At 74.8% G+C, this 25,799-nt stretch carries 25 protein-coding genes; 15 read left to right on the forward strand and 10 right to left on the reverse strand.

Features of this window, described 5'->3' with window-relative positions:
* Positions 1 to 43: 43 nt before the first annotated feature.
* The 7 genes from ASF47_RS03880 (at position 44) to ASF47_RS03910 (ending at position 6,224) form a co-directional block, all read left to right on the forward strand.
* The gene (locus ASF47_RS03880) at positions 44 to 451 is read left to right on the forward strand and encodes a hypothetical protein (protein ID WP_056862616.1); all 408 of its coding nucleotides are present in this window, start codon (positions 44 to 46) and stop codon (positions 449 to 451) included.
* 105 nt (positions 452 to 556) lie between these two features.
* Positions 557 to 928, forward strand: coding sequence for a hypothetical protein (locus ASF47_RS03885; RefSeq protein ID WP_056862617.1), 372 nt, complete (start codon positions 557 to 559; stop codon positions 926 to 928).
* Between the two features lie 593 nt (positions 929 to 1,521).
* A complete protein-coding gene (locus ASF47_RS03890) occupies positions 1,522 to 2,271 on the forward strand; it encodes a hypothetical protein (protein WP_056862618.1) in 750 nt (249 codons plus the stop codon).
* Between the two features lie 191 nt (positions 2,272 to 2,462).
* On the forward strand, positions 2,463 to 4,004 hold the full coding sequence (locus ASF47_RS03895; protein WP_235558610.1) for a PepSY domain-containing protein: 1,542 nt from the start codon (positions 2,463 to 2,465) through the stop codon (positions 4,002 to 4,004).
* A gap of 281 nt (positions 4,005 to 4,285) precedes the next feature.
* The gene (locus ASF47_RS03900; RefSeq protein WP_056862619.1) at positions 4,286 to 4,924 is read left to right on the forward strand and encodes a TasA family protein; all 639 of its coding nucleotides are present in this window, start codon (positions 4,286 to 4,288) and stop codon (positions 4,922 to 4,924) included.
* A gap of 212 nt (positions 4,925 to 5,136) precedes the next feature.
* On the forward strand, positions 5,137 to 5,835 hold the full coding sequence (locus ASF47_RS03905) for a signal peptidase I (RefSeq protein ID WP_200918937.1): 699 nt from the start codon (positions 5,137 to 5,139) through the stop codon (positions 5,833 to 5,835).
* Positions 5,832 to 6,224: a hypothetical protein gene (locus tag ASF47_RS03910; protein WP_056862620.1), complete on the forward strand. Its 393-nt coding sequence runs from the start codon at positions 5,832 to 5,834 to the stop codon at positions 6,222 to 6,224. The genes ASF47_RS03905 and ASF47_RS03910 overlap by 4 nt, the downstream gene beginning before the upstream one ends.
* 112 nt (positions 6,225 to 6,336) lie before the next feature.
* Here the strand turns inward: ASF47_RS03910 and ASF47_RS03915 are convergent, their stop codons facing one another.
* The gene (locus ASF47_RS03915) at positions 6,337 to 7,152 is read right to left on the reverse strand and encodes a response regulator transcription factor (protein ID WP_235558611.1); all 816 of its coding nucleotides are present in this window, start codon (positions 7,150 to 7,152) and stop codon (positions 6,337 to 6,339) included.
* A gap of 212 nt (positions 7,153 to 7,364) precedes the next feature.
* Between ASF47_RS03915 and ASF47_RS03920 the strand changes: the two genes are divergently transcribed.
* Both ASF47_RS03920 and ASF47_RS03925 read left to right on the forward strand, forming a co-directional pair.
* A complete protein-coding gene (locus tag ASF47_RS03920; RefSeq protein ID WP_056862622.1) occupies positions 7,365 to 7,832 on the forward strand; it encodes a hypothetical protein in 468 nt (155 codons plus the stop codon).
* 427 nt (positions 7,833 to 8,259) lie between these two features.
* Complete coding sequence (locus ASF47_RS03925; protein WP_056862623.1) at positions 8,260 to 10,437, forward strand: glutamine synthetase III family protein; 2,178 nt, start codon at positions 8,260 to 8,262, stop codon at positions 10,435 to 10,437.
* On the opposite strand, the gene ASF47_RS03930 is transcribed toward ASF47_RS03925, so the two are convergent.
* Positions 10,425 to 11,486 (reverse strand): LysR family transcriptional regulator, encoded by a 1,062-nt coding sequence (locus tag ASF47_RS03930; protein WP_162242260.1) that lies wholly within the window; start codon positions 11,484 to 11,486, stop codon positions 10,425 to 10,427. The two genes, ASF47_RS03925 and ASF47_RS03930, sit on opposite strands and share 13 nt — an antisense overlap.
* A gap of 64 nt (positions 11,487 to 11,550) precedes the next feature.
* Between ASF47_RS03930 and ASF47_RS03935 the strand changes: the two genes are divergently transcribed.
* The 3 genes from ASF47_RS03935 to ASF47_RS03945 all read left to right on the forward strand — a co-directional run bounded on the left by ASF47_RS03935 (position 11,551) and on the right by ASF47_RS03945 (position 14,416).
* Complete coding sequence (locus ASF47_RS03935) at positions 11,551 to 12,831, forward strand: MFS transporter (protein WP_056862625.1); 1,281 nt, start codon at positions 11,551 to 11,553, stop codon at positions 12,829 to 12,831.
* A gap of 162 nt (positions 12,832 to 12,993) precedes the next feature.
* Positions 12,994 to 13,659, forward strand: coding sequence for an ANTAR domain-containing protein (locus ASF47_RS03940; protein WP_056862626.1), 666 nt, complete (start codon positions 12,994 to 12,996; stop codon positions 13,657 to 13,659).
* 73 nt (positions 13,660 to 13,732) lie between these two features.
* Positions 13,733 to 14,416, forward strand: a complete 684-nt coding sequence (locus ASF47_RS03945) for a response regulator transcription factor (protein WP_056862627.1) — start codon at positions 13,733 to 13,735, stop codon at positions 14,414 to 14,416.
* Positions 14,417 to 14,604: 188 nt separating this feature from the next.
* Here the strand turns inward: ASF47_RS03945 and ASF47_RS03950 are convergent, their stop codons facing one another.
* Together ASF47_RS03950 and ASF47_RS03955 are read right to left on the reverse strand one after the other, a co-directional pair.
* Positions 14,605 to 14,829 carry a hypothetical protein gene (locus tag ASF47_RS03950; RefSeq protein ID WP_056862628.1) on the reverse strand — a complete coding sequence of 75 codons (225 nt, stop codon included), beginning with the start codon at positions 14,827 to 14,829 and terminating at the stop codon, positions 14,605 to 14,607.
* A gap of 8 nt (positions 14,830 to 14,837) precedes the next feature.
* Positions 14,838 to 15,053, reverse strand: a complete 216-nt coding sequence (locus ASF47_RS03955) for a DUF6458 family protein (protein ID WP_056862629.1) — start codon at positions 15,051 to 15,053, stop codon at positions 14,838 to 14,840.
* Between the two features lie 220 nt (positions 15,054 to 15,273).
* Here ASF47_RS03955 and ASF47_RS03960 point away from each other — a divergent pair, with 220 nt between their 5' ends.
* Positions 15,274 to 16,002 carry a vitamin K epoxide reductase family protein gene (locus ASF47_RS03960; RefSeq protein ID WP_235557637.1) on the forward strand — a complete coding sequence of 243 codons (729 nt, stop codon included), beginning with the start codon at positions 15,274 to 15,276 and terminating at the stop codon, positions 16,000 to 16,002.
* Here ASF47_RS03960 and ASF47_RS03965 read toward each other — a convergent pair.
* Positions 15,981 to 16,751, reverse strand: coding sequence for a TetR/AcrR family transcriptional regulator (locus tag ASF47_RS03965; RefSeq protein WP_056862630.1), 771 nt, complete (start codon positions 16,749 to 16,751; stop codon positions 15,981 to 15,983). The two genes, ASF47_RS03960 and ASF47_RS03965, sit on opposite strands and share 22 nt — an antisense overlap.
* Before the next feature lie 81 nt (positions 16,752 to 16,832).
* Here ASF47_RS03965 and ASF47_RS03970 point away from each other — a divergent pair, with 81 nt between their 5' ends.
* Positions 16,833 to 18,167 carry a cytochrome P450 gene (locus tag ASF47_RS03970; protein WP_056862631.1) on the forward strand — a complete coding sequence of 445 codons (1,335 nt, stop codon included), beginning with the start codon at positions 16,833 to 16,835 and terminating at the stop codon, positions 18,165 to 18,167.
* 25 nt (positions 18,168 to 18,192) lie between these two features.
* Here ASF47_RS03970 and ASF47_RS03975 read toward each other — a convergent pair whose 3' ends face one another.
* Both ASF47_RS03975 and ASF47_RS03980 read right to left on the reverse strand, forming a co-directional pair.
* Positions 18,193 to 19,203 (reverse strand): alpha/beta hydrolase, encoded by a 1,011-nt coding sequence (locus ASF47_RS03975; protein WP_056862632.1) that lies wholly within the window; start codon positions 19,201 to 19,203, stop codon positions 18,193 to 18,195.
* A gap of 106 nt (positions 19,204 to 19,309) precedes the next feature.
* On the reverse strand, positions 19,310 to 20,413 hold the full coding sequence (locus ASF47_RS03980; protein WP_056862633.1) for an alcohol dehydrogenase catalytic domain-containing protein: 1,104 nt from the start codon (positions 20,411 to 20,413) through the stop codon (positions 19,310 to 19,312).
* Positions 20,414 to 20,591: 178 nt separating this feature from the next.
* On the opposite strand from ASF47_RS03980, the gene ASF47_RS03985 reads away from it, so the two are divergent.
* The gene (locus tag ASF47_RS03985) at positions 20,592 to 21,068 is read left to right on the forward strand and encodes a DUF2231 domain-containing protein (RefSeq protein ID WP_056862634.1); all 477 of its coding nucleotides are present in this window, start codon (positions 20,592 to 20,594) and stop codon (positions 21,066 to 21,068) included.
* 448 nt (positions 21,069 to 21,516) lie between these two features.
* On the opposite strand, the gene ASF47_RS03990 is transcribed toward ASF47_RS03985, so the two are convergent.
* From ASF47_RS03990 to ASF47_RS04000, 3 genes are all read right to left on the reverse strand, one after another.
* Positions 21,517 to 22,605 carry a 5'-3' exonuclease gene (locus ASF47_RS03990; RefSeq protein WP_235558612.1) on the reverse strand — a complete coding sequence of 363 codons (1,089 nt, stop codon included), beginning with the start codon at positions 22,603 to 22,605 and terminating at the stop codon, positions 21,517 to 21,519.
* 155 nt (positions 22,606 to 22,760) lie between these two features.
* A complete protein-coding gene (locus ASF47_RS03995; protein ID WP_156697710.1) occupies positions 22,761 to 23,288 on the reverse strand; it encodes a hypothetical protein in 528 nt (175 codons plus the stop codon).
* A 100-nt stretch (positions 23,289 to 23,388) separates the two neighbouring features.
* Complete coding sequence (locus ASF47_RS04000) at positions 23,389 to 25,767, reverse strand: ATP-binding cassette domain-containing protein (protein ID WP_056862636.1); 2,379 nt, start codon at positions 25,765 to 25,767, stop codon at positions 23,389 to 23,391.
* Between the last annotated feature and the right edge of the window lie 32 nt (positions 25,768 to 25,799).

The raw sequence follows: 25,799 nt of genomic DNA on the forward strand, positions 1-25,799 counted from the left end.
GACAGTGCAGACGCAGACGCCCGTCGTCGGGCACCATGGGGCGGTGTCTCGTCCCGGCGCGCCCGGCCCCGCCGGTCGGAGCTCGTCGCGCCGGACCGCGGCCGAGCAGAGCGCCGCCGACCGGAGCGCGGCCGACCTGCGCCGGGCCGGGGGTGCGCCCCGCGACCTCCGGGTCGGCCTGGTGGCCGCGGTGGGGGTCAACCTCGTCGTGGCGGTCGCCTTCTGGGCCGCCGCGGTGCTGGAGGTCGGCTACGACGGAGTGGCCTACGACCTCGGGCTGTGGTCGGACCCGGTCTGCCTCTTCCTCGCCGTCTCCTCCGCGGCGGCGCTCGTCTGCCTCTGCCTCACGGAGTGGCGGCGCCTGGGCTTCGGGCTGCTGGCGGGCACGCTGCTCGTCCTCCTCCTCGACGCGACCTGGCTGTTCGTCCACGTGGCGCTCCTCGGGTCCTGAGGTCGGTCGCGCCGGCCGGAGTCGGCTTCTTGCCGGAGCCGGAGGCCGGCCGACAGGTCGCGCTCTGATCGAACAGATGTTCGATCAGTGGAGTAGGGTGGCGCCGTGAGTGCTCCCGTCGCCCCGCCCGGCTGGCCCGCCGAGGTGCGCGCCCCGGGGGCGCCCGAGTGGGAGGCCAGTGCCGAGGCCTGGCTGCTCGACCTGTGCCCGCCCGACCACCGCTCCTACCCCGTGCTGCGTCGCCACCTCGTGGTGCTGGCACGCTTCGCGGTGCTCCACGTCGAGGCGGGTCAGCTGGCGTGCCGCCGGGGTCTGAGCGAGGCCCGTGCCGAGCTGCGCGGGCTGGTCGAGCCGGAGGTCGTCGACGCCGTCGTCGACACCTGGCTGCGGGAGGACGCCCGCCTGGCCGGGGCGCGGCGCGCCGTGGGCCTGGTGGAGGAGGCCGTGCGGGGACGCCGCTTCCGTCCGCGGCTCTGACCCTCGCACCCTCCGCGGCCGGCCGGCCGGACGGGCGTGCGGACGGGCGGGCAACGGGCCTCGCCTGCGGTGCCGTCGCGGGGCGTCATGCGGAGGGTGGATGCGCCTCCACGCGGCGCATGACGTCCGGGGCGGGCCTCGCTCCCGCATCGCCCACACCGCGGTGCGGACGACCCAACGTCCGCACGTCCCGGGGTTGAACGAACGTTCGATCAACCCTCGGAACTCCTCCAACGTGGGCCACTCCGCGGCGCGAACACCCCGGGGCCGCACGTCTCGGGGTCGGACGCGAACGCTCGACCAACCCGCGGCACTCCTCCGGCGTCGGCCACACCGTGGCGCGGACGACCCCGGGCCCGCACGTCCCGGGCCTGCGGTGCCGGGTGCGGGCCGAGGCGGTCGAGCGTGCTGGGGTCGACGCGGGTCCTGGGGCGTCATGCGCTGCGTGGATGCGCATCCACGCAGCGCATGACGTCCGGGTGCGCCGCATGACGTCCGCAGCCGCGAGTCGGTCGGCCCACCACGAGCGCGCCGGGGCGGGGCCGGGTCCGCGCGGCCGAAAGTCGACCGGGCCGTGCGACAATCGCCGGGTCATGTCCCACGGCACCGCCCTCCCGTCGACCCCGGCCGCCGAGCCGCGGGTCGACCCGGTCGTGCTCTGGCTCCGCGCGGGTCTGCTGGCCACGGTGACCCTCTTCCTGGGAGCCGCCGGCCACGTCACCGCGGACGGCCTGCTGCCCGGCCCGGTGGTGATGACCCTGCTCACGGCCGTGACCCTCGTGCTGAGCGCGGCGCTCCTCGCCCGGCCGGCCTCGACGCTGCGCCTGGTCACCCTGCTGGTCGGCGGTCAGGCCGCCGTCCACGTGGTGCTCAGCGCCACCGCGGGTCACGTCGGCGACGCCCCGACCACCGCCACGCCGGCCGGGGGAGCGGCGCAGGCCGCCTCCGCGTCGCTGCCGCAGGTCGACGGTCGACGGGTGGGCTCGCTGCTCGACGCCTACACCGGCCCCGCCGGCGACCTCGCCTCCGGACCCTCGCTGACCCTCGGCCACCTGGTCGAGGACCTGGCCGCCCACGCCCCGATGATGGCCGCCCACCTGCTGGCGGCCGCCCTCGTGGGCCTGTGGCTCGCCGTCGGCGAGCACGCGCTGTGGGCCCTCGTGGCCCTCGCCGGTGCCGTGCTCGCCGCGCCGTGGCGCCTGCTCGCGGCCTGGGCCCGCACGCGGTCGCTGCCGGCCCCCGCGCGCGGCCGCCTCGTGCCGACCTCCCACCACCCCGCGCCGGTCGTGGCGCACCTGGCGCGCAGCGTCGTACGCCGGGGACCGCCGGCCCTCCTCGCCTGACCGCACCCCGGTCCGACCGCACGAGGCGGTCGGCCCTCGTCAGCATCGTCCGACGCGACGGCCCCGCCGTCGCGCGTCCCTGCGCCCGCACCCACCGCTGCCGCGCCACGCCCCGGCCCGGGCCCGCCACCACGGGCCCGCCGGGGCTCGGCCCGCGCGGTCGCCCTGCGGAGCCGTCTCGAGGAGAGACCGTGACCGACTCCATCGCCAGCCCCGGCGCGCCCGCGCGCGCCACCCCCGCCCGCCCGCCCACCGACCCGCCCACCGACCAACGCACCGACCAGCCCACCGACCAGGCGGCCCCCACCGCCACCCCGGCGCGCCGACCGCGACCACCGCGCGACGAGCGCGCCCGCAAGAAGGGCGGGTCGGGCCTCTTCCGCGCGATGTGGCGCTGGCACTTCTTCGCCAGCTTCCTCGTGGTGCCCGTGCTGCTCGTGCTGTCGGTGACGGGGCTGATCTACCTCTTCCGCTTCCAGATCGAGCCGCTCATGCATGGCGACCTCATGCACATCGACACCCCCGCGGCCACCGAGGTCCGCCAGTCCTACGCCGCCCAGCAGACCGCGCTCGAGCGGGTCTACCCCGACGTCACCGTGGTCTCGATGCGCGAGCCGCTCGAGGCCGACGACGCCACGGCCTTCTCCGTGGTCGAGGCCGACGGCAGTCCGCGCGACGTCTACGTCGACCCCTACGGCCCCGACGTGCTCGGCTCCCTCGACCCCGACACGACGCTGTCGGGCACGGCGGTGAGACTGCACGCCGACCTGATGGCCGGCCGCTTCGGCGACCACCTCATGGAGCTCGGCGCCTGCTGGGCGATCGTGATGGCGCTGACCGGCTACTACCTCTTCGTCCGCGGCGCCAAGGCCCGTCGCCGTGCCCGGGCCAAGGACCGCCCCGGCGCCCGGCTGCGCTCGCGGCACGGCTGGCTCGGTGCCGGCGTCGGGGTCGGGCTGCTCTTCCTGCTCGTCTCGGGCCTGCCCTGGACCGGGGTGTGGGGCGAGACCGTGCAGAAGCTCGCCACCGACCGTGGCAGCTCGCTGTGGAGCACCGACCCGGGCGCCCTGTCCGACCCCACCTCCAGCCTCGACGAGTCGCTGCCGCACAGCCACGTGCAGGACGTGCCGTGGGGCATGGGCGCCTCCGAGGTGCCCCGCTCGACCGGCGACCCCGAGGGCAGCGTGGCCAACATCGACACCGCCGTCGAGGTGGCCGAGGCCGAGGGCCTGCGCCACCCCTTCACCGTCGCGGTGCCCGACACCACCACCGACGAGGCGGGGGTCTACTCCGTCATCGGCTACGCCTTCGACGCACCCTCCGACGAGCGCACCGTGCACGTCGACCGCTTCGGCGGCGCGGTGGTCTCCACCTACGGCTTCGACGACTACCCCACGCTGGCCAAGGTGGTCTCGCAGGGCATCGGGCTGCACGAGGGACGCAGCCTCGGGCTGTGGTCGTTCTGGGGTGCGGCGCTGATGTGCGTGGGCATCATCGCGGCCTGCGTCACCGGCCCGCTCATGTGGTGGCGCCGCCGCCCGCGGGGTGCGGCACGCATCGGCGCCCCGCGCGGACGCATGCCGCTGCGCGGCAGCCCCGTGCTGCTCGTCGGCTTGGTCGCCCTCGGGATCGTCCTGCCGCTCTTCGGTCTGTCGCTGCTGGTGGTGCTGGCCCTCGACCAGCTCGTGCTGCGACGGGTGCCGGCGCTGGCGGGGTGGTTCGACACCGTGTGACCCGCACGGCGGGGCCTCGTGCGGGTGGTGGGGTCGCCCCCACCTCTCGCACGACGTCACCGCAAGGCCGCCACGTGCGCTCGCGGCCAGACCGAGCGCCGTACGGCGGCAGCGCACCCCGAGCCGGGGCGAACCTCAAGAGGGTCGCCCCGCCTTGCGCGTTCCTTGAGGCAACGTCGTGGATCTGCCGCGTCGTGGCTTGAGGCTGGAGCGACAGAGTCCTGGTCATCAAGCAACAGCGACCGGCGCAGGGCTGGTCCACCCGACTCGAAGGACTCCCGATGCGCACTGCACACCGCAAGGCCACCACCCGCAAGGTCTCCAAGGGCGCCACCCGCCTGGCCGCCTCGGTCGCCCTCGTCGCCGGTGCGGCATCGGTCGCCGGTCTCGGCACGTTCGGTTCCTTCACCTCCACCACCAGCGCCACCGAGGCCACCACCACCGGCACCGTCGTGCTGACCGCCAGCAACCCGGCGCGCGGCTTCGACGTCGCCATCCCCAAGCTGGTGCCGACCGACACCGTGCAGCGGGCCCTGACGCTGACCCGCGGCTCGGCCGACGAGACCTTCGGCTCGGTCGCGTTGACCACGACCAGCTCCACCGCCAACGTCCTCACCGGCGACGCCACCAAGGGTCTGCAGATGCGGATCGACCAGTGCTCGCAGGCCTACACCCAGGTCGGCTCCACCAACGCCCTGACCTGCGGCGGCACGGAGACCCCCGTCCTGGCCAGCGGTCGCGTCCTCCAGGCCAACACGATGCTGCCGGTGGTCACCACGGCCCTCAACGCCGCGGCGAAGACCTCCTTCCTCCGCGTCACCCTCACGCTGCCCGAGGCCGCCGACAACACCTTCCAGAACCTCACCAGCACCATCAACTACTCCTTCCTCGCCACGCAGCGCGCCGGCGACTTCCAGTGACCCCCTCCCGCGCGGCCGCGGACGCCGCTGCCGGCCGCGCGGGAGGCTCGACCCCGGGTCGCCGGACGACCTGACCCTCCTCTCCCGTGCGGCCAGGGGTGCCCTCGTGGCCGCACGGGTCACCACCGCCCCGCCCGCCCCGCCAGCCCGACCCACCCCAGCCCAGCCCGACCCAGCCCAGCCCAGACCGGACCAGCGACCAGGAGGACACGATGAGCAGCTCCACCGCCACCACCGCGGCGACCGAGTCCTCCGCCAGGCACCGCGGCGACGGGTCGAGCAGGGTCGTCACCCGACCCACGGCCGGCGGGGCGCTGCACGTGCTCGGCAACGTCGTGACCAGCCTGGTGCTGGTGGCGTGCCTGGCGGCCTTCCTGCTGCTCGCGGTGGGCCCTCACGTCTTCGGCTACCGCACGGCCACGATGCTCACCGGGAGCATGGAGCCGGGGATCAGCCCCGGTGACGTCGTGGTGACGGTGCCGCGCCCGGCAGCCGACGTCGAGGTCGGCGACGTGATCAGCTACCACATCCCGATCGAGGACCACCGCGTCGAGACCCACCGGGTCACGAAGGTCGTCCGGGGCGACGACGGCAGCATCGCGGTGCAGACCCAGGGCGACGCCAACGAGGGCGTCGACCCCTGGACCGCCACGCTCGAGGGCGACACCGTGTGGCAGATGACCGCGGTCGTGCCTCACGTCGGCAAGGCCATCCAGTGGCTGCGCGCGCCCGTCGTGCAGCACGGCGTGCTGTGGGGCGCGCTGGGCCTGCTGGTCGTGCTCGGCCTGGTGCGCATCTGGGCCCGCGACGAGGACGAGGAGCCCGGGACCAGGAGCCCCGGGACCGGGACCCCCGAGACCGCCGACGGCACCGACGAGGTCCTCCGGGAGCCCGCCGGGTCCGAGCGGTGAGCACCGAGGACCTCTGCGGTGGCGTGGCCGTGCTCGACGAGTCGGTCCTGGGTGAGCTCGCGCTCGACCTCTGCCCCGCCTCGGCCCTGACCTTCGCCCGGACCTACCGCCGCATGCTGCCCGGGCGCGTGACCCGGGTGACCAGCGTGCTCGCCCCGCCCGCGGCGGCGGCCACCGAGGCCGCCGACGTCGACGTGCTCGACGCGGTGCTCAGCCTCGGCACCTCGGCCGCAGCCGTCGGCGCCTGCTGCCTGGCCGAGGTCGCGCAGGGCCTCGCGCGCGACGTACGCCGGGGCGACCGCGAGGCCGCCCGCTGCCGTCTGGCCCGGTTGCGCGCCGTCACCGGGTGCACCGAGCGCGCGCTCGACGGCTACCTCGCACGCAGCTGACCCGCACGACCCGCACGACCCGCACGACCCGCACGACCCGCACGACCCACTGACCACCGGCCGCCCGCGGGCCGGGGGAGACAGCCCTCTGAGGCGCCTGGGGGGAGGCGCCTCAGAGGGCCTCCATGCGGTAGCCCACCCCTCGCACGGTGTGGATGAGCCGGCCGGCGCCGAGCTTGCGGCGCAGGTTGCCCATGTGCACCTCCACCAGGTGCGTGTCGGTGGCCCACTCGGTGCCCCACACCGAGCGCAGCAGCGACTCGCGGCTCCACACCCGCGCCGGGCTGCGCATCAGCTCGGTGAGCAGGTCGAACTCCGTGCGCGTCAGCGTCAGCTCCGTGTCGTCGCGGAAGGCGCGCCGCCCGTCGACGTCGACGCGGAGCGGGCCGTGGTCGAGCACCTCGTGCGATGCGGGTGCCGTGGGTGCCGTGGGTGCCGTGGGTGCCGTGGGTGCCGGTGTCGTCGCGCCGGCGTCGTGGGTCGCCGGGGGGCCGCCCGCGCCGTCCGCCGCCGGGAGGCGGCGGGGGCGTCGGAAGAGCACGTTGACCCGGGCCTTGAGCTCGCGCACCGAGAAGGGCTTGGCCAGGAAGTCGTCGGCACCGGTCTCGAGGCCGAGGAGCTTGTCGATCTCCTCGTCGCGGGCGGTGATCATGATGACGTAGGCGTCGGTGAGCTCGCGCATGCGACGGCAGGTCTCGATCCCGTCGATCCCGGGCAGCCCGAGGTCGAGGGTCACCAGGTCGGGGTCGAGGGTGCGGATGGTCTCCACCCCGGCCAGGCCGTTGTCGACGGTGGTGACCGCGAAGCCCTGCGACTGCAGGGAGAGCTCGATGAGCGCGCGGATGTCCTCGTCGTCCTCCACCACGAGGGCGCGCCGCTCCTCGGTGGTGGTGCCGCTGCCGTTGGTCATGCTCCCCGTGACTGACATCGAGACGATCCTCTCAGACCTTGAGGATTCCTTGAGGCAAGTCGGCGGATCGGTTGAGACCCTCCGGACAGACTCGTCCTGTCGCCCACCCGTGGGCGACGACCGACCCCGAGCCAGCCGACCGCGCCACCCGACCGCGCCACCCGACCGCGCCAGCCGACCGCGCCACCCGACCGAGCCACCCGACCGAGCCACCCCGCCGAGAGGACGCCATGAGCCACAGCCTGCGTCGCCGCGTGCTGGTGCTGGTCACGCTCACGGCGTTCCTGGTGTGCCTGCCGCAGCTGGCCTCGGCCCGCTTCTCCGGCCAGCAGCAGGCCTCGCTGAGCGTCGGCACAGCGGGCATGGCCATGCCGACGGGCGTCACCGGCACCTGGACGTGCACCCGCTTCAGCATCCTGACGATCGGCTACGAGGCGATCGACGTCGACGTCGACTCCTTCACCGACGCCGGGCCGAGCGGGGCCACCTACGCCTACCGGCTCTCCCGCGCCGGGGTCACCCGCGACGCGGTCGACTCCACGTCCCGCTCGGCCGCCCTGCGCTACGAGACCGGGCTCATCGCCGGTGCGCAGACCTACCGCCTCACCATCACCTCGACCCTCAAGGGCTGGACCGGTGAGCCCTACGTCCGCGACCTCACCTGCCCGGGCAGCAGCAGGGCCAGCGGCACGCTCTGAGCCCGCCGGACACGGGACCCGGCCCAGGACGCGGTCGAGGACCCCTCGTGTGATCGGGTCGGCCCCGGTCTAGTCCGCCGGCACGGAAAAGGCGACACGTTCGCGTGATCGCGTGTTTTACCGATGCCGGCGCGTCACACTGGGGGAGCCAGGTCGCGACTGATGCCCCCCAGAAGCCGCGGCCTGGCCCACACGTCCTCGTCGAGCCCCGCTCCGAGACCCGTCCTCGCCCCGCTCGCCCCGCTCGGTCCGCCGTCCTCCCGGCCCCTCCACCCGGCCCCTCCACCTGGCCCCTCCACTTGGCCCAGCCACCGAGCACGTGACGCGCGTCGCGTCGCCCCGGCGGCCCACGTGACCCGGGCGAAACACCCCCGACACGCGCGCCCCCTACGGTCCGGCTACCGCCCCGCCGTCCGAGGAGACACCGATGAGCGCCAATCCCGTCCGCCTGCAGGCCATGAGGGCCGTCGAGGCCACCGTCGCTCCGCCGATCAGCTTCGACCCCGGCGAGGAGCCCGGCGCCATCTTCGGGCAGAACGTCTTCAGCCTCACCGTGATGCAGAAGCGGCTGCCCAAGAGCGTCTACAAGTCGGTCGTCTCCACCATCGAGCGGTCGACGCCGCTCGACCCCGACGTCGCCGACGCGGTGGCCTCGGCCATGAAGGACTGGGCGATGGAGAAGGGCGCCACGCACTACGCCCACGTCTTCTACCCCCTCACCGGCCTGACCGCGGAGAAGCACGACAGCTTCCTCGACCCGGTCGGCGACGGCACGGCCTTCGCGTCCTTCTCCGGCAAGACCCTGGTGCAGGGTGAGCCCGACGCCTCGAGCTTCCCCAACGGCGGGCTGCGCAACACCTTCGAGGCGCGCGGCTACACCGGGTGGGACGTCATGAGCCCGGCGTACGTGCTGGAGAACCCGAACGGCAACACGCTGTGCATCCCCACCGTCTTCATCTCGATGACCGGCGAGGCGCTCGACCACAAGACCCCCGTGCTGCGCTCGCAGCAGGCGATGTCGGTCCACGCCAAGCGGGTGCTCACGCTCTTCGGCCACGACGACCCCGACAACGTCGTGGCCTACTGCGGCCCCGAGCAGGAGTACTTCCTGGTCGACAGCCACTTCTTCATGGCCCGCCCCGACCTGCTCAACGCCGGGCGCACGCTCTTCGGCGCCAGGCCGCCCAAGGGCCAGGAGTTCGACGACCACTACTTCGGCGCGATCCCCGAGCGCGTGCTCGGCTTCATGATGGACACCGAGCGCGAGCTCTTCAAGCTCGGCATCCCGGCCAAGACCCGCCACAACGAGGTCGCGCCGGGCCAGTTCGAGGTGGCGCCGATGTTCGAGCGGGCCAACGAGGCCTCCGACCACCAGCAGCTGCTCATGACCACCTTCAAGTCGGTCGCGCGCAAGCACGGCATGGAGTGCCTCTTCCACGAGAAGCCCTTCGACGGCGTCAACGGCTCGGGCAAGCACGTCAACTTCTCCCTGGGCAACGCCGAGCTCGGCAGCCTCCTCGTGCCGGGGGAGACCCCGCACGACAACGCGCAGTTCCTCGTCTTCTGCGCCGCGGTCATCCGCGGCGTCCACCAGTACGGCGGGCTGCTGCGGGCTTCGGTCGCCTCGGCCTCCAACGACCACCGCCTCGGCGCCAACGAGGCCCCGCCCGCGATCATCTCGGTCTTCCTCGGCGACCAGCTCGCCGACGTCTTCGACCAGATCGCCAAGGGCGGTGCCACCCGCTCCAAGGAGCGCGGCACGCTGACCATCGGCGTCGACACGCTGCCCAACCTCACCAAGGACCCGGGCGACCGCAACCGCACCAGCCCCTTCGCCTTCACCGGCAACCGCTTCGAGTTCCGCGCACCGGGGTCCAACCAGACGGTGGCGGGCCCGATGGTGGTGCTCAACACGATCATGGCCGAGGCCCTCGACCACTGCGCGAGCTTCCTCGAGGACGCCGTCGCGGCCGGCACCGACTTCAACGAGGCCGTGCAGGCGCTGCTGACCCAGGTCATCAGCGACCACGGTGCGGTGATCTTCAACGGCAACGGCTACTCCGAGGAGTGGCCGGTCGAGGCCGAGCAGCGGGGGCTGAAGAACCTGCGCACCACCGTCGACGCCCTGCCCGAGCTGATCGCCCCCGAGGCTCTCGCGCTGTTCTCGGCCTACGGCGTCTTCAACGAGCGCGAGATGCACAGCCGCTACGAGATCGGCCTGGAGCAGTACGTGCTCAGCGTCGGCGTCGAGGCCAACCTCACCCTGGAGATGGGCACGACGATCGTCCTGCCGGCGGCGCTGCGCTACCAGACCGAGCTGGCCGGCAACGTCGCGGCGCTCAAGGCGGCCGGCGTCGAGGCCGACACCTCCACGCTGCTGTCGGTCTCCGAGCCGCTGGCCGCGCTGCGCGCCGGTCTGGCCGACCTCGGCGCCGCGCTCGCCCACGAGCACCCCGCCGACGCCCTGGCGGCGGCGACCGCGGTGCGCGACGGGGTGCTGCCCGCGATGGCGGCCGTGCGTGCGGCCGCCGACACCCTCGAGGGCCTCGTGGCCGACGACCTGTGGTCGCTGCCGACCTACCAGGAGATGCTCTACGTCCTGTGACCCGCACCGTGTTCTGCACCGTGACCCGCGCGGGGCCCCGCGTCGCGGCCTGCGGTGCGGCCCGCGCGGTCGTCGCGGGGCGGTGACGCCCCGAGGAGGCCCGGGAGGGTCTCCTCGAGGACGTCGCGCAGCGCGGTCACGGGGGCCGGCGGCCCGGCGCTCGACCACACCAGCTGCACGACGCGCTCCGCGCGCCGCGCCCCGGCGTCGAGGGCGACCTCGACCGTGCCGGGGTAGTCGACACCGGCCGGCACGACGGTGAAGCCCAGGCCCGCCGCGACCAGCCCGCCGGCGGTCGCGAGGTCCTCGCACTCGTACGCCGGGCGCCGCGGTGCGCCCGCCTCGCGCATCATCGCGTCGGTGATGGTGCGCAGCCCGTAGCCGGTCGCCATCGCCACGAAGGGCTCCTCGGCGAGGTCGGCGAGAGCCACCGGCCCCGCGCGGCCGTCCTCGGCCCCCCGCGAGCCACGCCCCGACGCCCCGCGCTCGCCCGGACCCGCCAGGTGGTGACCGCGGGGGAGCAGCACGCGCAGCGGCTGCGTGCCGAGCACGAGCGAGGCCAGCCCCGTCCCGGTCGAGGGCTCGAGCACGGCCACGAGCGCGAGGTCGAGGCGGCCGCCGGCCACGTCGGCGACGAGGTGCTCGGCGCCGCCCTCGGCCAGCTGCAGGGTCACCCGTGGGTGACGGTCGTGGAAGACCCGCAGCGCCCGCGGCACCAGGTCGGCGCCGAGGGCGTGCTGGAAGCCGAGCCGCACCCGGCCGGCCCCGGGGTCGACCTCGGCCCGGATGGCGCGCAGGGCCTCCTCGACCTCCGCCACGGCCCGCTCGGCGGCGTCGGCCAGCAGCCGCCCGTGACGGCTCAGCGCGATCCCGCGTCCCCGGCGCAGCAGGAGGGGGGCGCCGACCTCGGCCGACAGTCGCGCCAGGGAGCGGCTCAGGGTCGGCTGCGGCACGCCCAGCTCGGCGGCGGCATCGGTGACGTGGCCGGTGCGCGCCACGGCGAGCAGCTCCTCGAGCGGTCGCAGGAAGCCGGCGGAGTCATGCTGCACGTGCATGAGTCTAGGTCGACCGGTGCATTGGAGTCATCAGCGACGGCGGGAGAGACTGGGTCACGTGAGACGCCCGAGCGACCTGGACCCCACGGCCACCCGCGCCGGCGCGCCCCTCGCGCCTGCGCCGGCGGGTCCCGCGGGGCACCTCCCGGGCTCGCGCGACTTCCGCCGCCTCAACCTCGCGATGGGCGCAGCGGGGCTGGCCGCCTTCGGCATGCTCTACGCCACCCAGCCGCTGCTGCCGGAGATCGGCGACGACTTCGGCGTCGACGCCACCCGGGCCAGCCTCACCATCTCGGTGACCACCGGCCTGCTGGCGCTGCTGGTCATCCCCGCCACCCGCATCGGCGCCCAGCGCGGACGTGTCGCCACGATGCGGCTCGGCCTGCTCGTCGCCGCGGTGCTGACGCTGCTGAGCGCGGTGGCGCCGACGTACCCCCTGCTCCTCGTGGCGCGCGGCCTCACCGGCGCGGCCCTGGCGCTGGTGGTGGGCGTGGCGATGGGCCACGTCGCGGCCGAGGTCCACCCGCGCGGCCTGGCGACGGCGATGGGGCTCTACGTCGCCGGCAACTCCCTCGGCGGTGTCGGCGGACGCGTGGTGACCTCCGCGGTCGTCGACCTCGCCGGCAGCTGGCGCTGGGCCGTGGTGGCGCTGGGCGTCTGCGCCCTGATCGCGACCCTGGCCTTCCAGCGCCTCGTGCCGGGGCCCGCGGCGGGCGTGGCCAGCGCCATCGGCGTGCCGCCGCCCCCGGGGCGGGTGGTCGACCTGCTGCGCGACCCGGCGGTGCTGGCGGTGCTCGCCCTGCCGTTCCTGCTCATGGGCGGCTTCGTGGCCACCTACAACTACCTCACCTACCGCCTCACCGGTCCGGGCTTCGAGCTGCCCGCGGCCGTCGTGGGCCTGGTCTTCCTGGCCTACCTCGCCGGCACCGCGGCCTCCGCGGTCGCGGGTCGCGCCGCCGACCGGGTCGGGCGAGCGGTCGTGCTGGTGGTGTCGGTCGCGGTGATGGGCGCCGGTCTACTGCTCACGCTGCCCGACGTGCTGTGGCTGGTGGTCGTCGGCCTGGTCGTGCTGACCTCCGGCTTCTTCGGCGCCCACTCGGTGGCCAGCGGCTGGGCCCCGGTGGTCGGCTCGGCCCAGCCGGCGCGCACCAGCGCGCTCTACGTCGCCTCCTACTACGTCGGCTCGTCGGTCTTCGGCGCCCTGGTCGGGCTCGGCTGGCGCGCCGGCGGCTGGCCGCTCACGGTGGCCTGCGTCGGCGCCCTGGTCGCCCTCGCCGGCGTCGCGACCGCGGTGCTCCTGGCCCGCACCGCCCGCTCCTCGCGGCCCTCGGCCGCCTGAGAGGACCGCGGCCCCGCACGCTGTCCCGCTCGGTCCCGCCCGCCGTGGCAGACCCGTCTGCCCCCCGCACGGACCGGGCGGGGCGGGGAGGCACCCCGAGGGGTGGTTCGTCCCCCGCGGCGCCGGCCGCACCATGGAGGCAGATGAGGCGGGAGGTGCACCGTGCAGCCCATCCCCGAGTCCGTGGCCGCGGTCGACAACCTCGACGCCGCCTCGGTGGACGACGACGTCCTGCGCTGGCTCTGCCTGCTGGGCGAGCGCGCCCGCGAGGTCGTGCCGGACTGCGTCGGGCTGACCTGGGAGCACGCCGACCTCGACCTCGTGCTGACCGTGGAGGCGACGGCCGCCGAGCGCGCCGCCACCTCGAGCGCCGAGCTGCCCATCATGGCGGCGACCGCGGCCTCCGACGACCCGTGCCAGGAGCAGTCCTGGAGCTCCTCGGGGCGCGCCTCGGCCGCCCTCGGCGTCGGCAGCACGCTGACGCTGCCGATCATGCACGGCCAACGCGTCGTCGGCACCGTCGACCTCTACGCCGCGACCCCGGGCGCCTTCGCGGGTAGGCACGACGAGCTCGCGCGTCTCTTCGACGCGTGGGCGCCCGGCGCCGTGACCGACGCCGACCTGGGCTTCGCCCGCCGTGACGACGCCTGTGAGGCGCCGCGCCGCGCCGAGGACCGCGCGGCCGTCGACACCGCCACGGGCGTGTGGGCCGCGCTGCTCGACGTCGACGTGGTGACAGCGCGTGAGCGGCTGCGCGAGACCGCCCTCGGGCTCGGGCTCACCGAGGCGGAGCTGGCGCGGGCCGTGATCGGCCGCGCCTCACCCTGACCCCGCGCGCGGATCACCTCCCCACGGGTGGGACGGCTCGCCCCCGGGGTGCGGCGTGAGTAGGGTCGGGCTCGTGTCGACCGATTCCCCCATCCGCCTCGCGATCGTCAACGACTATGAGCTGGTCGTGAAGGGCCTCGCGGGTGCCTTGGCGCCCTTCGCCGACCGGGTCGAGGTCGTCGAGCTGGCCGTCAACGTGCCGGTCGAGAGCGACGTCGACGTGGTGCTCTTCGACAGCTTCGCCCAGACCCAGGGCGCCTGCACCGAGCTGCGCGACCTGGTCCACGAGGTGGGCTCCGCCGGTGCCCGCCTGGCCGTCTACAGCTGGAACGTCGACGAGGCCCTGGTCCAGGACAGCCTCAAGGCGGGCGCGTCGGGCTACCTCGCCAAGTCGATGTCGTCGGCCGACCTGGTGGAGTCGATCGAGCGCGTGCACGCGGGCGCCCGGGTCGTGCCGCCGACGGGCAGCGGCGGCGACGACGAGGGCGCCGAGGACGACGCCACCGGCGACGCCGTCAGCTGGCCCGGCCGCGGCCTGGGCCTCTCGGGCCGCGAGAGCGAGATGCTCGCGCTGATCGTGCAGGGCCTGACCAACCAGGAGATCGCCGAGCGCACCTACCTCAGCATTAACTCGGTCAAGACCTACATCCGCACCGCCTACCGCAAGCTCGAGGTCACCAGCCGCTCCCAGGCCGTGGCCTACGGCATGTCCCACGGCTTCGAGCCCGACCGCTCGCGGATGCTGCAGCGCGACTGACGCCCGACCCGCCGGTCGGGCCGCGGGCGGTCGCACCGGCCGAGCCGGCGCCGGCACCGCGGCGACCGGCCCTGACGGCACGGCGACGACGGGACGAGAGCCCCGACGGCGACGGCCGGCGGGGCTCTCGTGCGGTGCTGTCGAGCAGTGTGGTCGTGCGGGGTCGAGCGGCCCCGCAGCGCGACGGCTCAGCGGAAGAGCACGTCGGTGCAGCCCGTGCACTCGTAGGAGCGCACGGTCAGGCCGTCCTCGAACTCCACGCCGCGCAGGTCCCACAGGTGCTGGTGGGTGCGGGGCAGGTCGAGACGGAACCCCTCGGCCCCCAGCGGCTCAGGAGCCGGGAGCGGGGCCGCGGTGGCCAGGTGGAGGACGGGCGTGTGGGTCGGACCCTCCAGCGAGTGGGCGGCGCTCACGCGGCTGCTCAGCGCGGGGGGAGGGTGTCGCGGCGCTCGGTCACGTGCACGCTGCGGGTGCGCTGCTGGTTGACGACGAGCGACACGACGATGGCGAGCACGCCGGCCGCGAGCAGGACCCACCCGAGGGTGGTGTCCTCCACGTTGGCGAGGTCGAGGGTGATGACGTCGAGGACGAAGACGAGTCCGACGACGATGAGGACGATGCCCAGGCCGATGACCATGAGATGACTCCTTCTGAGACTCCGTGGAGCGGAGGTGGTGCGCGTGGGGTGGGGCTGACGGCGGAAGCCGTCCGATCCACGATGTCGGAGCGCCCCGGTCCTCACAAGGACCCCTCAGGGTGAACTCAGGTGCGTGCGGCCGGGGTCGCCTACCATCCTGGTGGGCGCCGACGCGCCCGTCGGGCCCCGGGCCCGATCCGACGTGGCAGGAGGGTGCCCCGTGTCGCAGCGTGCCGAGGTCGTCGACCCGCAGGGGTCGGTCCCGCCCGACCACCTCCACGACCCGGACCACGACCCGGACCACGACCCGGACCACTCCCCGGACCACGACGGCGGCGCCGCGGCCGGTGGCGGCGGTGCGGCGTACGCCGACCGCGCGCTGGGCTGGCTGCTGCTGGTCGGCGGGCTGGTCGGCGGGCTGGCGGCCTTCACCCTCGCGGTGGAGAAGATCAAGCTGCTCACCGATCCCTCCTACGTGCCCAGCTGCAGCATCAACCCCGTGCTGAGCTGCGGCTCGGTGATGGCGACCGACCAGGCCTCGCTGCTGGGCTTCCCCAACCCGCTGATCGGCATCGCGGCCTTCCCCGTGCTCGTCGTGACGGGGGCGCTGGTGCTGGCCCGGGTGCGGCTGCCCCGCTGGTGGTGGCTGGGGCTGCAGGCCGGGGCCACCGTGGGCCTGGTCTTCGTGGCCTGGCTGATCGACCAGAGCCTCTACAGCATCGGCGCGCTGTGCCCCTACTGCATGGTCGTGTGGAGCGTGGTCGTGCCGGTCTTCTGGTACGTCACGCTGCGCAACCTCAGCAGCGGCGTGCTGGGGGAGCGGGCCCGCGACTCCTCGCTCACCGCGCTGCTGCGCGACGCCCACGCGCTGGTGCTGCTCCTCGCGCTCGTCGTGGTGGTGGGTCTCATCGGCGTGCGCTTCTGGGACTACTGGTCCACGCTGCTCTGAGCCGCGCCCCGGGTCTGCTCGCGCGCCACGTCAGCGGGTCGTCCCGCCGGGGGAGCCGCACCCATCAGCACCACCAGCACCCGCCCCAGCAGGTCGTCGGCGACCGAGCCGGGGTCGGCGTGCCGCTCGATGGCCAGGCCGTTGGAGAGCGCCATGAGCACCGTGGCCAGTTCCTCGGCCGGCAGCGGGGCGGCGACCCCGGCGGCGTCGACGTGCTCGGCGATGGCGGAGGTGACCGCCCGGTGCAGGTCGCGACGGCGCTCGCGGAAGGCCTGCGAGCCCTCGCCGCGCACCGCGCGCTGCCACAGCTCGAGGAAGAGCAGGTGCCAGTCGCGCTGCTCCTCGGCGGCGGCGCTGAGCCGGTCGCCCAGGTCGCGGGCCTGCTGCTCCAGGGGCACCGCCACGTCGCTGACGGCGGCCAGGCCCAGGTCGAGGTAGGCCGAGATCCGGTCCTCGGCCAGGGCGTCGACCAGACCGTCCTTGCTGCCGAAGTTGGAGTAGACGGCGCCCTTGGTGAAGCCCGCCGCGCGGGCCACGTCGTCGAGGCTGGTGGCGTCGATGCCACCGCGGGCGAAGAGCTCGGCCGCGGCGTCGAGCAGGGCACGACGGACCGCGTCGCGCGGGGGTCGACGACGCACGGCGGGATCGGGAACGCCGTCGGTGCCGTCGCTGGTGCCGTCGCTGGTGCCGTCGCTGGTGCCGTCGGCGGCGCCGTCGGTGGTGGGGCGGTGCTGGGGGGAGGTTGACATCGGTGGCTACGATACTCACCAGTACTCGATACCGATCGGTATCCCAGGTCGTGGCCGGTGTCGGCGAGGAGAGGTGGGCCCATGAGCATCCAGGAGCAGGTCGGCGGCCGGGCGGCCTCGGCGGTGCGGTGGGGCTTCGGCCACGCGCTGCCGGCCACAGCCATCCGCAGCGCGGCCAGGCAGGGCGACCTGCACGGGCGCCTGATCGAGGCGACCCGCGACGGGGAGACCGTGCCGCTGGAGCTCTTCGAGGCGATCCGGGCCGACGGCCCGCTGCACCGCTCGAAGTTCGCCTTCGTCACCGCCTCCCAGCCGGTGGTCAAGGAGGTGCTCACCAGCGCCGACGTGCGGGCCGGGGTGGAATTCTCACCCGGCGGCGTGCTCGGTCGCATCGGCCACTGGGCCGCCCGGCAGGCGCCGATCGGTCCGCTGACCCCACCCTCGCTGCTGGTGACCGAGCCGCCCGACCACACCCGCTACCGCAAGCTCGTCACGCGGGTCTTCTCGGTCAAGGCCGTGCAGGGCCTGCGCGAGCGCACCGAGCAGATCGCCGCCGGGCTGCTCGACGACCTCGAGGCGCGGGCGCGCCGCGAGCCGGGGGCCGCGGTGGACCTCGTCGAGACCTACTGCGCCCAGCTCCCGGTCACCGTCATCGCCGAGATCCTCGGGGTGCCCGCCGCCGACCGCGGCCGGGTGCTCGACTTCGGCACGGGCGCGGCGCCCAGCCTCGACCTGGGGCTGACGTGGGGCGGCTTCCGGCGCGTGGAGTCGTCGCTGACCGACTTCGAGGCGTGGCTGAGCGACCACATCGACCAGGTGCGCCGCAGCCCCGGTGACGACCTGCTCAGCCAGCTCGTCACCGCCCGCTCCGACGACGGCGTGGCCCTCACCGACGCCGAGCTCAAGGCCACCGCCGGTCTCGTGCTCGCCGCGGGCTTCGAGACCACGGTCAACCTCCTCGGCAACGGCGTCGCCCTGCTGCTCCAGCACCCCGACCAGCTCGCCCGGCTGCGCTCCGAGCCCGGGCTGTGGCCCAACGCCGTCGACGAGGTCCTGCGCTACGACCCGCCCGTGCTGCTCACGGGGCGGATGACGCTGCGCGACACGACGTTCTCCGGGGTCCCGGTGCCGCGCGGCGCCGCGGTCACCACGCTGCTCGCGGCCGCCAACCGCGACCCCGACGTCTTCGCCGACCCCGACACCTTCGACGTGGCCCGTGAGAACGCCGCCGACCACGTGTCGTTCTCCTCCGGGCGCCACTACTGCCTGGGCGCCGCCCTGGCGCGGATGGAGGGCGAGGTCGGCCTGCGCGCGGTCGTCGAGCGCTTCCCCGACCTCGCGCTCGCCCCCGGCGCCCGGCGCCGCACCACCCGCATCCTGCGCGGCTTCGACCGGCTCCCGGTCACGCTGGGCTGACGCGGCCCGCCGTACGCCCGGGGCCTCAGCCGGCCAAATCGTGGGTGCGCAGCCAGGTGTCGACGGCGGCGTAGGCGGCCGCGCGGGGCTCGGCGAGGGAGAGGAAGACGTCGTGGCGGGCGTCGACGACGGGCACGACCGTGGTCTCGGAGCCCAGGCAGCCCGACCAGCGGGCGATCTGGCGCACGTCGAGCACGGTGTCGGCGCGGTCGCTGCGCTCGGAGTAGCGCGAGGAGTAGTAGGTCTTGTCGGAGCGCAGCACCAGTGAGGGCACGCCCACGTCGAGCCCGCGGTGGAGCCGCGCGTGGCCGCGGCGCACGGCGTTGAGCCAGCCCACGGTGACGGGGAAGCCCTCGAGCGGCTTCATGACGGTGTCGAACTCCCACTCCCCGGTGCCGCTGACGTGGAGCGTCTCGCCGTAGGTGCCCTCGGGCAGGTCGAGGGCGCGCAGCGGGCGGACCTTCGACAGCGCCCGCACCGCCCAGGTGACCGGGCCGCGCATGACCGGCTTGCCCTGGAGGTCGAGCCAGGGGCTGTTGAGCACCAGCCCGGCGATCGGCGCGAGCCGGCCCGCGCGGCGGCGCCGGTCGAGCCACAGCGGGGCGATGAGGCCCCCGGTGGAGTGCGCGACCACGGTGACCGGCACGCCCGGGTGCGCCGCGGCCACCAGCTCCAGGGAGCGGTCGAGCTCGGCGTCGTACTGCGCCAGGTCGGAGACGAAGTGGGCCGTCTGCCCCTCACGGCGCGCGCGACCGCACTTGCGCAGGTCGAGGCCGTAGAAGGCCTGGCCGCGCTCGGCGAAGAAGTCGGCCAGCTCGGTCTGGAAGAAGTAGTCGGAGAAGCCGTGGACGTAGAGGGTCGCGCCGCGCACGGACTCGCCCTCGCGCACGCCGCGCCGCACGAGCACCGCCGCGACCTCGCCCTCGCCGTCGGGGTCCTCCCCGAGGTCCATCACGTGCTGCTCGTAGCCCTCGCCGAGCAGGTCGGGGGTCCAGGTGACCCCGGTGGCGGTGGCGTCGGCGCTGTCGGTGCTCATGGCTCCGATGATGGCAGGGCCGGCCCGTGCCGCGGGAGGCTTCCCCCTCTCCGGACGCCGCGCGCGGCCCTGCGGCCCTGCGGGGGGGTACGCCGGCAGCGCCGGCTCAGCCGCGGGCCGGCAGGCGCGGGTCGATCACGGTGATGCCGGCCGGTGACGCGGTGGCGACGCCGGGCAGCAGCCTCGCGCCCTCGTCGAGGTCGACGACCCGCTCGAGCAGGTCCTGGGGGCGCAGCGCGCCGCGCTCGACCTCGGCGAGCAGGGCGGGGTAGTCGGCCGCGGCCATGCCGTGGCTGCCGAGCACGTCGATCTCCCAGGCCACCACCCGGTCCATCGGCACCGGCGGGTGGCCGTCGACGGCGGGCAGGAGGCCGACCTGCACGTGGCGCCCGCGGCGGCGCAGGCTGTGGATCGCGTCGGCGCAGGTGGCCGCGCTGCCCACGGCGTCGAGGGCCACGTGGCTGCCGCCGGTGAGGTCGTGCACCTCCTCGGCGACCCGGCTCGGCCCGGGGCCGACGTCGTGACCCGGCGGCCGCCCGGCGGCCGGGTCGGCCGGCTCGGCGGCGAGCACGGTGTGCTCGGCGCCGAGGCGGCGGGCCAGGTCGAGGGCGGCGGGGGAGCGGTCGACGGCCACGACCCGCGCCCCCCGGGCCACCGCGATCATCACCGCGCTGAGGCCGACCCCGCCGGCGCCCACGACCGTGACCCACTCACCGGGGCGGAGGTCGGCGCGGGCGCTCAGGGCGCGGTAGGCGGTGGCGAAGCGACAGCCCAGGCTGGCCGCCGCGGCGTCGCCGACCGCGTCGGGCACGGCCACGAGGTTGGTGTCGGCGGCCCGCAGCGCGACCAGCTCCGCGAAGGAGCCGTCGTGGGTGAAGCCCGGCTGGGTCTGGTCGGGGCAGACCTGCGCCTGACCGCTCGTGCACCACGCGCAGCGCCCGCAGCCGCAGACGAAGGGCGTGGTCACGCGGGCGCCCACGCGCCAGCGGCGTACGTCGGGGGCCACGGCGACCACCGTGCCCGCCAGCTCGTGGCCCGGCACGAGCGGCAGGGTGACGCCGTCGTCGTGGCCGGCCCACGCGTGCCAGTCGCTGCGGCACAGCCCGGTGGCGTGCACGCGCACCACCACCCCGCCCGGGGGCGGCTCGGGGTCGGCGACCTCCCGCACGACCGGTGCCTGCCCGTACTGCTCGACGACGACTGCTCGCACCGGTGCTCCCCTGGGTGTCGCGACGGTCCGCGGCGCCGTGGTCGGCGCCGCGCGCGGATGGTACCGAGGCGGCGGCGCGCCGGATCAGGCGCTCCTCAGGTGGCTGCGCCATGATCGGTCCACGCCCACGGGCCGACCGCTCCGATCCCCGGACGGCCACAGACTCCGGAGGTCCTCCATGTTCGACCTGATCGACGGGTTGCCCGTCCACCCGCTCGTGGTGCACGCCGTCGTCGTGCTGCTGCCGCTCGCGGTGCTCGGCACGATCGCGATCGCCGCCCGGCCGCGCTGGCGCGTGACCTTCGGGCCGCTGGTCGTCGGCGTCGCCGCGGTCGCCACCGTGCTGGTGCCGGTGGCGACCTCGAGCGGCGAGGCACTCGAGCAGCGGGTGGGCGACCCGGGTGAGCACGCCGAGCTCGGCGAGCAGCTGCTGTGGTTCGCGATCCCGCTCCTGGTGCTCACCCTGGTCATGGTGGTGCTCGCGCGCCGCTCGGCCGCGGGCAAGCCGGCCCCGGGGCCCTCGTGGCTGACGACCGTCGTGGCGGTGCTCGCCGTCGTGGCGGCGCTGGCCACCGCGGTGCAGGTCTACCGCGTGGGCGACTCGGGCGCGGAGGCGGTCTGGGGCGACCGGGTCAGCGCCTCCGCGCTGCGCTGATCCGCGACCGGGCCCAGGACACGCCACCGCGGACCGCATCGGGATAGGCGAGGACCAGGAGAGATCCGCAAGGTGCTCGTGCGGTCTGCACAGGCCGCTCACGACGTGGTGGCCGCCCACGACGGCGGGGAGGCCCTACGCCTCTTCGCCGACGACACCGCCCTGGCGCAATTGCGTGGGTGGGGTGGGGTTGCCGGGGTGGGGTTGCGCCGCTGGTGCGGTTCCCGGGGCGGCCTGGTTGCTGGAGTGGCGCAATTGCGTGGGTGGGGTGGGGTTGCCGGGGTGGGTGTGCGCCGCTGGTGCGGTTGCCGGGGCGGGCCGACCGCTGAAGTGGCGCAATTGCGCGGGACGGACGTACGAGACGTGCAGGACGGACGTGCGAGACGTGCGGGCGGGTCGCCCCCACTGGTGCAGCCGGCGACGACCGCGACGCACCCGGTCAGGGCCCTCAGCCCCAGGTCGGTGCGGCCAGCCGCGAGCCCGGTGGCTCGGTGAGCACGCGCAGCGCCAGCTGGGTGGTGGCGGGCACGCCGAGGTAGCCGACCACGCGCGAGACCCGGTCGGGGTCGAGCGGCAGCAGGCCCGGGGTGCCGGGCACGTCGGGGGTCAGTCCCAGGTCGACCGGGCGGCCCGACATGATCGCGAGGTTGAAGTCGAAGCGCTCCCGGGCGCCCGGTGCGGTGAGCCGCTTGAGCAGCCCGGCGCCGATGCGGCGCTGGCCGGTCTCCTCGCAGTAGGAGTCGAGCGCGGCGACGAGGTTGGCGCCGTCGCAGTGCTCGATGTCGGCCCACACCGAGCGCATCGAGCCCATCTGGGAGAGCAGCACCGGCGCGGTCTTCTCCCCGATGCCGGGCACGCCGGGCAGGTTGTCGCTGGCGTCGCCGCGCAGGGCGGCGTACTCGAGGTAGTGCTCGGCGGCGATGCCGTAGAGCGCGAAGAGCCGCGCGGGGTTGAGCAGCGGGGAGGCGTTGATGCCGCCGTTGATCAGCCGCAGCACGCGGGTGTGCTCGCTGATGTGGGCGAAGGAGTCGCGGTCGGAGGTGATGATGACGCACTCCCACCCGTGGGTCTCGGCCCACACCGCGGCCGAGGCGCTCACGTCGTCGGCCTCGAGCCCGGCCGGTGTGACGGTCTGCAGGCCCAGGGCGTCGAGGAGCGCCGCGGCCCGCTCGAGCTGGTCGACGAGGGTGGCGTCCTTGGCGGCGCGTCCGGCCTTGTACGCCGGGTATATCCGCTCCCGCACCGAGTCGCGGCGGTCGTCGAGCCCGAAGATGACCGCGTCGGGCGCGAACTGGTCGATGGCCTCGAGGATCTGGCGCAGCATGCCGTGCAGCGCCCACGCCGGGCGACCACCCTGGTCGAGCAGCGCCGACTCCGCCCGCGCGTGGTGGTTGCGGTGCAGCAGCGACGGCGCGTCGACGGCGAGCAGCAGCTTGCGGCCCTGGGCAGGCGCCGCAGTCACGGGCGGGGCGGTCACGGGCGGGGCGCTCCCAGGGGAGGCGCTCGCGGGGGAGGCGTCGGTCGGTTCGGTGGTCATGGCGGTGAGGACACGGTACGCATCCCACCGGCCCCCGGGCAGCGAGGGCCGGTGGCCCGCCCGATCGGCCGCCCGAGCGCCCGGGCAGCGGCTGGTGCAGACGCACAGTCAGACGACCGGGCCTCCGCCCGGGCCGGTGGGCGACTGGGGCCCGCTCAGGCCAGCTGGCCGGGCGGCTCACTCTGCACGGGGCGCCCGGCGCCGACGGCGGCGCACTGGCCCAGGGTGATCTCCTTGTAGCGCGCGAAGTCGGGCGAGGTGGCGGCGGCCCCGAGGTAGTCCTCGGGGGCCAGCTCGGCGTAGTACTCCACCGCCTCCAGCAGGTCGGCGGCGTCGGTGGTGGGGTCGTCGTCGACGGCCTCCCGGGCCAGGGGCACGGCCTCCTCGAAGCGGCGCACCGTCTCCTCGTAGTCGCCGAGGTTGAAGGCGTCGATGCCCAGCACCACCTGGCGGCACGCGCCCGGCACGGCGGCGTCGGGGGCGCCCGGCGCGGGCGCGGAGTCCTGCGAGGGGGCGCCCTCGTCGCTCCCGGAGGGCGTGCCGGGGTCCGACGGGGCGGGCGTCGCGCTCGTCGTCGCGCCTCCGCGGGATGCGGCCCCGTCGCTGGCCGAGTCGTCGTCGCTGCACCCGACGAGCAGGGCCAGCAGCGTCACGGGGGCGGCGAGGGCGGCGGAGCGTCTCATGCCGAGGAGCCTAGGCCGCTGCTGCGCGGGCGTGGTCGGATCGGCGCGGGGCCGGGTGCCCGGGCCGGGCGCCCGGGTGGGGCGACCGGGTGAGGCGGCGTCAGGCGCGGACGTAGGCGGCGAGGTGCTGCCCGGTCAGCGTGCTGCGGGCGGCGACCAGGTCGGCCGGGGTGCCCTCGAAGACGACGCGGCCGCCGTCGTGGCCGGCGCCGGGGCCGAGGTCGATGACCCAGTCGGCGTGGGCCATGACGGCCTGGTGGTGCTCGATCACCACCACCGAGCGGCCGGAGTCGACGAGGCGGTCGAGGAGGGCGAGCAGGTGGCGCACGTCGGCGAGGTGCAGCCCGGTGGTCGGCTCGTCGAGCACGTAGACCTCGCCCTTCTCGGCCATCTGCACCGCGAGCTTGAGGCGCTGGCGCTCGCCGCCGGAGAGCGTGGTGAGGGGCTGGCCGAGGCTGAGGTAGCCCAGGCCGACGTCGCGCAGCCGCTCGAGCACGGCGTGGGCGGCCGGCACCCGCGACTCGCCCTCGGCGAAGAAGGCCAGGGCCTCCTCGACCGGCATCGCGAGCACCTGCGCGATGTCGCGCCCGCCCAGGGTGTGCTCGAGCACGGCGGCCTGGAAGCGTCGGCCCTCGCACTCCTCGCAGGGCGACTCGACGGTGGCCATCACCCCGAGCTCGGTGAAGACGGCCCCGGCGCCGTTGCAGGTGGGGCAGGCGCCCTCGGAGTTGGAGCTGAAGAGCGCGGGCTTGACGCCGTTGGCCTTCGCGAAGGCCTTGCGCACGGGCTCGAGGAGACCGGTGTAGGTGGCGGGGTTGCTCCGTCGCGAGCCCTTGATGGCGCCCTGGTCGACGACGACCACGCCCTCGCGACCGGCGATCGAGCCGTGCACCAGCGAGCTCTTGCCCGACCCGGCCACGCCGGTGACCACGCAGAGCACGCCGAGGGGCACCTCGACGCTGACGTCGCGCAGGTTGTGGGTGGCCGCACCGCTCACCGCGAGGGTGCCGGTGGGGGTGCGTGGCGTCGCCTTGAGCGCCACCCTCTCGTCGAGGTGGCGCCCGGTGAGGGTGTCGCTGGCGCGCAGCCCCTCGACGGTGCCCTCGAACACGATCTCGCCGCCGGCCGCGCCGGCGCGCGGGCCGAGGTCGACGACGTGGTCGGCCACCGCGATGGTCTCGGGCTTGTGCTCGACGACCAGCACGGTGTTGCCCTTGTCGCGCAGCTCGAGCAGCAGGTCGTTCATCCGCTCGATGTCGTGGGGGTGCAGCCCGATGGTGGGCTCGTCGAAGACGTAGGTGACGTCGGTCAGCGAGGACCCGAGGTGACGGATCATCTTGGTGCGCTGGGCCTCCCCGCCCGAGAGCGTGCCCGCGGGGCGGTCGAGGGAGAGGTAGCCCAGCCCGATCGCGGTGAAGGAGTCGAGCAGGTGCTGCAGGCCCACGAGCAGCGGCGCGACCTCCGGGGCGTCGAGGGCGCGCACCCAGTCGGCGAGGTCGCTGATCTGCAGCGCGCACAGCTCGGCGATGTTGCGCCCCTCGATGCGTGAGGCGAGCACCTCGGTGGTCAGCCGCGTGCCCTCGCAGGCCGGGCAGGTCTGGAAGGTGACCGCCCGGTCGACGAAGCGACGCACGTGGGGCTGCATCGCCTCGGGGTCCTTGGAGAGCATCGACTTCTGGATCTTCGGGATGATCCCCTCGAAGGTCAGGTTGACGCCCTCGACCTTGATCTTGGTCGGCTCCGCGTGGAGCATCGTGTCGAGCTGCTTCGCGGTGAAGGTCGAGATCGGGGCGTCCATCGGCAGCCCCATCCCGGCGAAGAGGCGGCCGTACCACCCGTCCATGGAGTAGCCGGGCACGTTCAGCGCCCCGTCGGCCAGCGACAGCGTGTCGTCGTAGAGCGCCGTCAGGTCGATGTCCTTGACGCTGCCCGTGCCCTCGCAGCGCGGGCACATGCCGCCGAGGTAGACCGCGCCCTTCACGACGCTCTTCTCGGTGCGCCCCGCCCGCTCGGTCGACATCACGCCGCTGGCCCGTCGGGTGGGCACGTTGAAGGAGAACGCCGTCGGCGGTCCGACGTACGGCGAGCCGAGCCGGCTGAACAGGATGCGCAGCATCGCATGGGCGTCGGTGGCGGTGCCGACGGTCGAGCGGGGGTTGGCGCCCATGCGCTCCTGGTCGACGATGATCGCCGTGGTGAGGCCCTCCAGCCGGTCGACCTCGGGGCGTGCCAGCGAGGGCATGAAGCCCTGCACGAAGGCGCTGTAGGTCTCGTTGATCATCCGCTGCGACTCCGCGGCGATGGTGGCGAAGACCAGCGAGCTCTTGCCCGACCCCGAGACGCCGGTGAAGACCGTGAGCCGCCGCTTGGGCAGCTCGACGCTCACGTCCTTGAGGTTGTTCTCCCGGGCGCCCTGCACCCGGATCAGGTCGTGGCCGTCGGCGGGGTGCCCCGCAGGAGGTGCCGTGGTCTCGGTCATGGTCTCTCCTCGCGGTGTGGGTGCCACAGGGT

It is taken from the genome of Nocardioides sp. Leaf285 (assembly GCF_001422955.1).
Lineage (GTDB): Bacteria > Actinomycetota > Actinomycetes > Propionibacteriales > Nocardioidaceae > Nocardioides > Nocardioides kribbensis.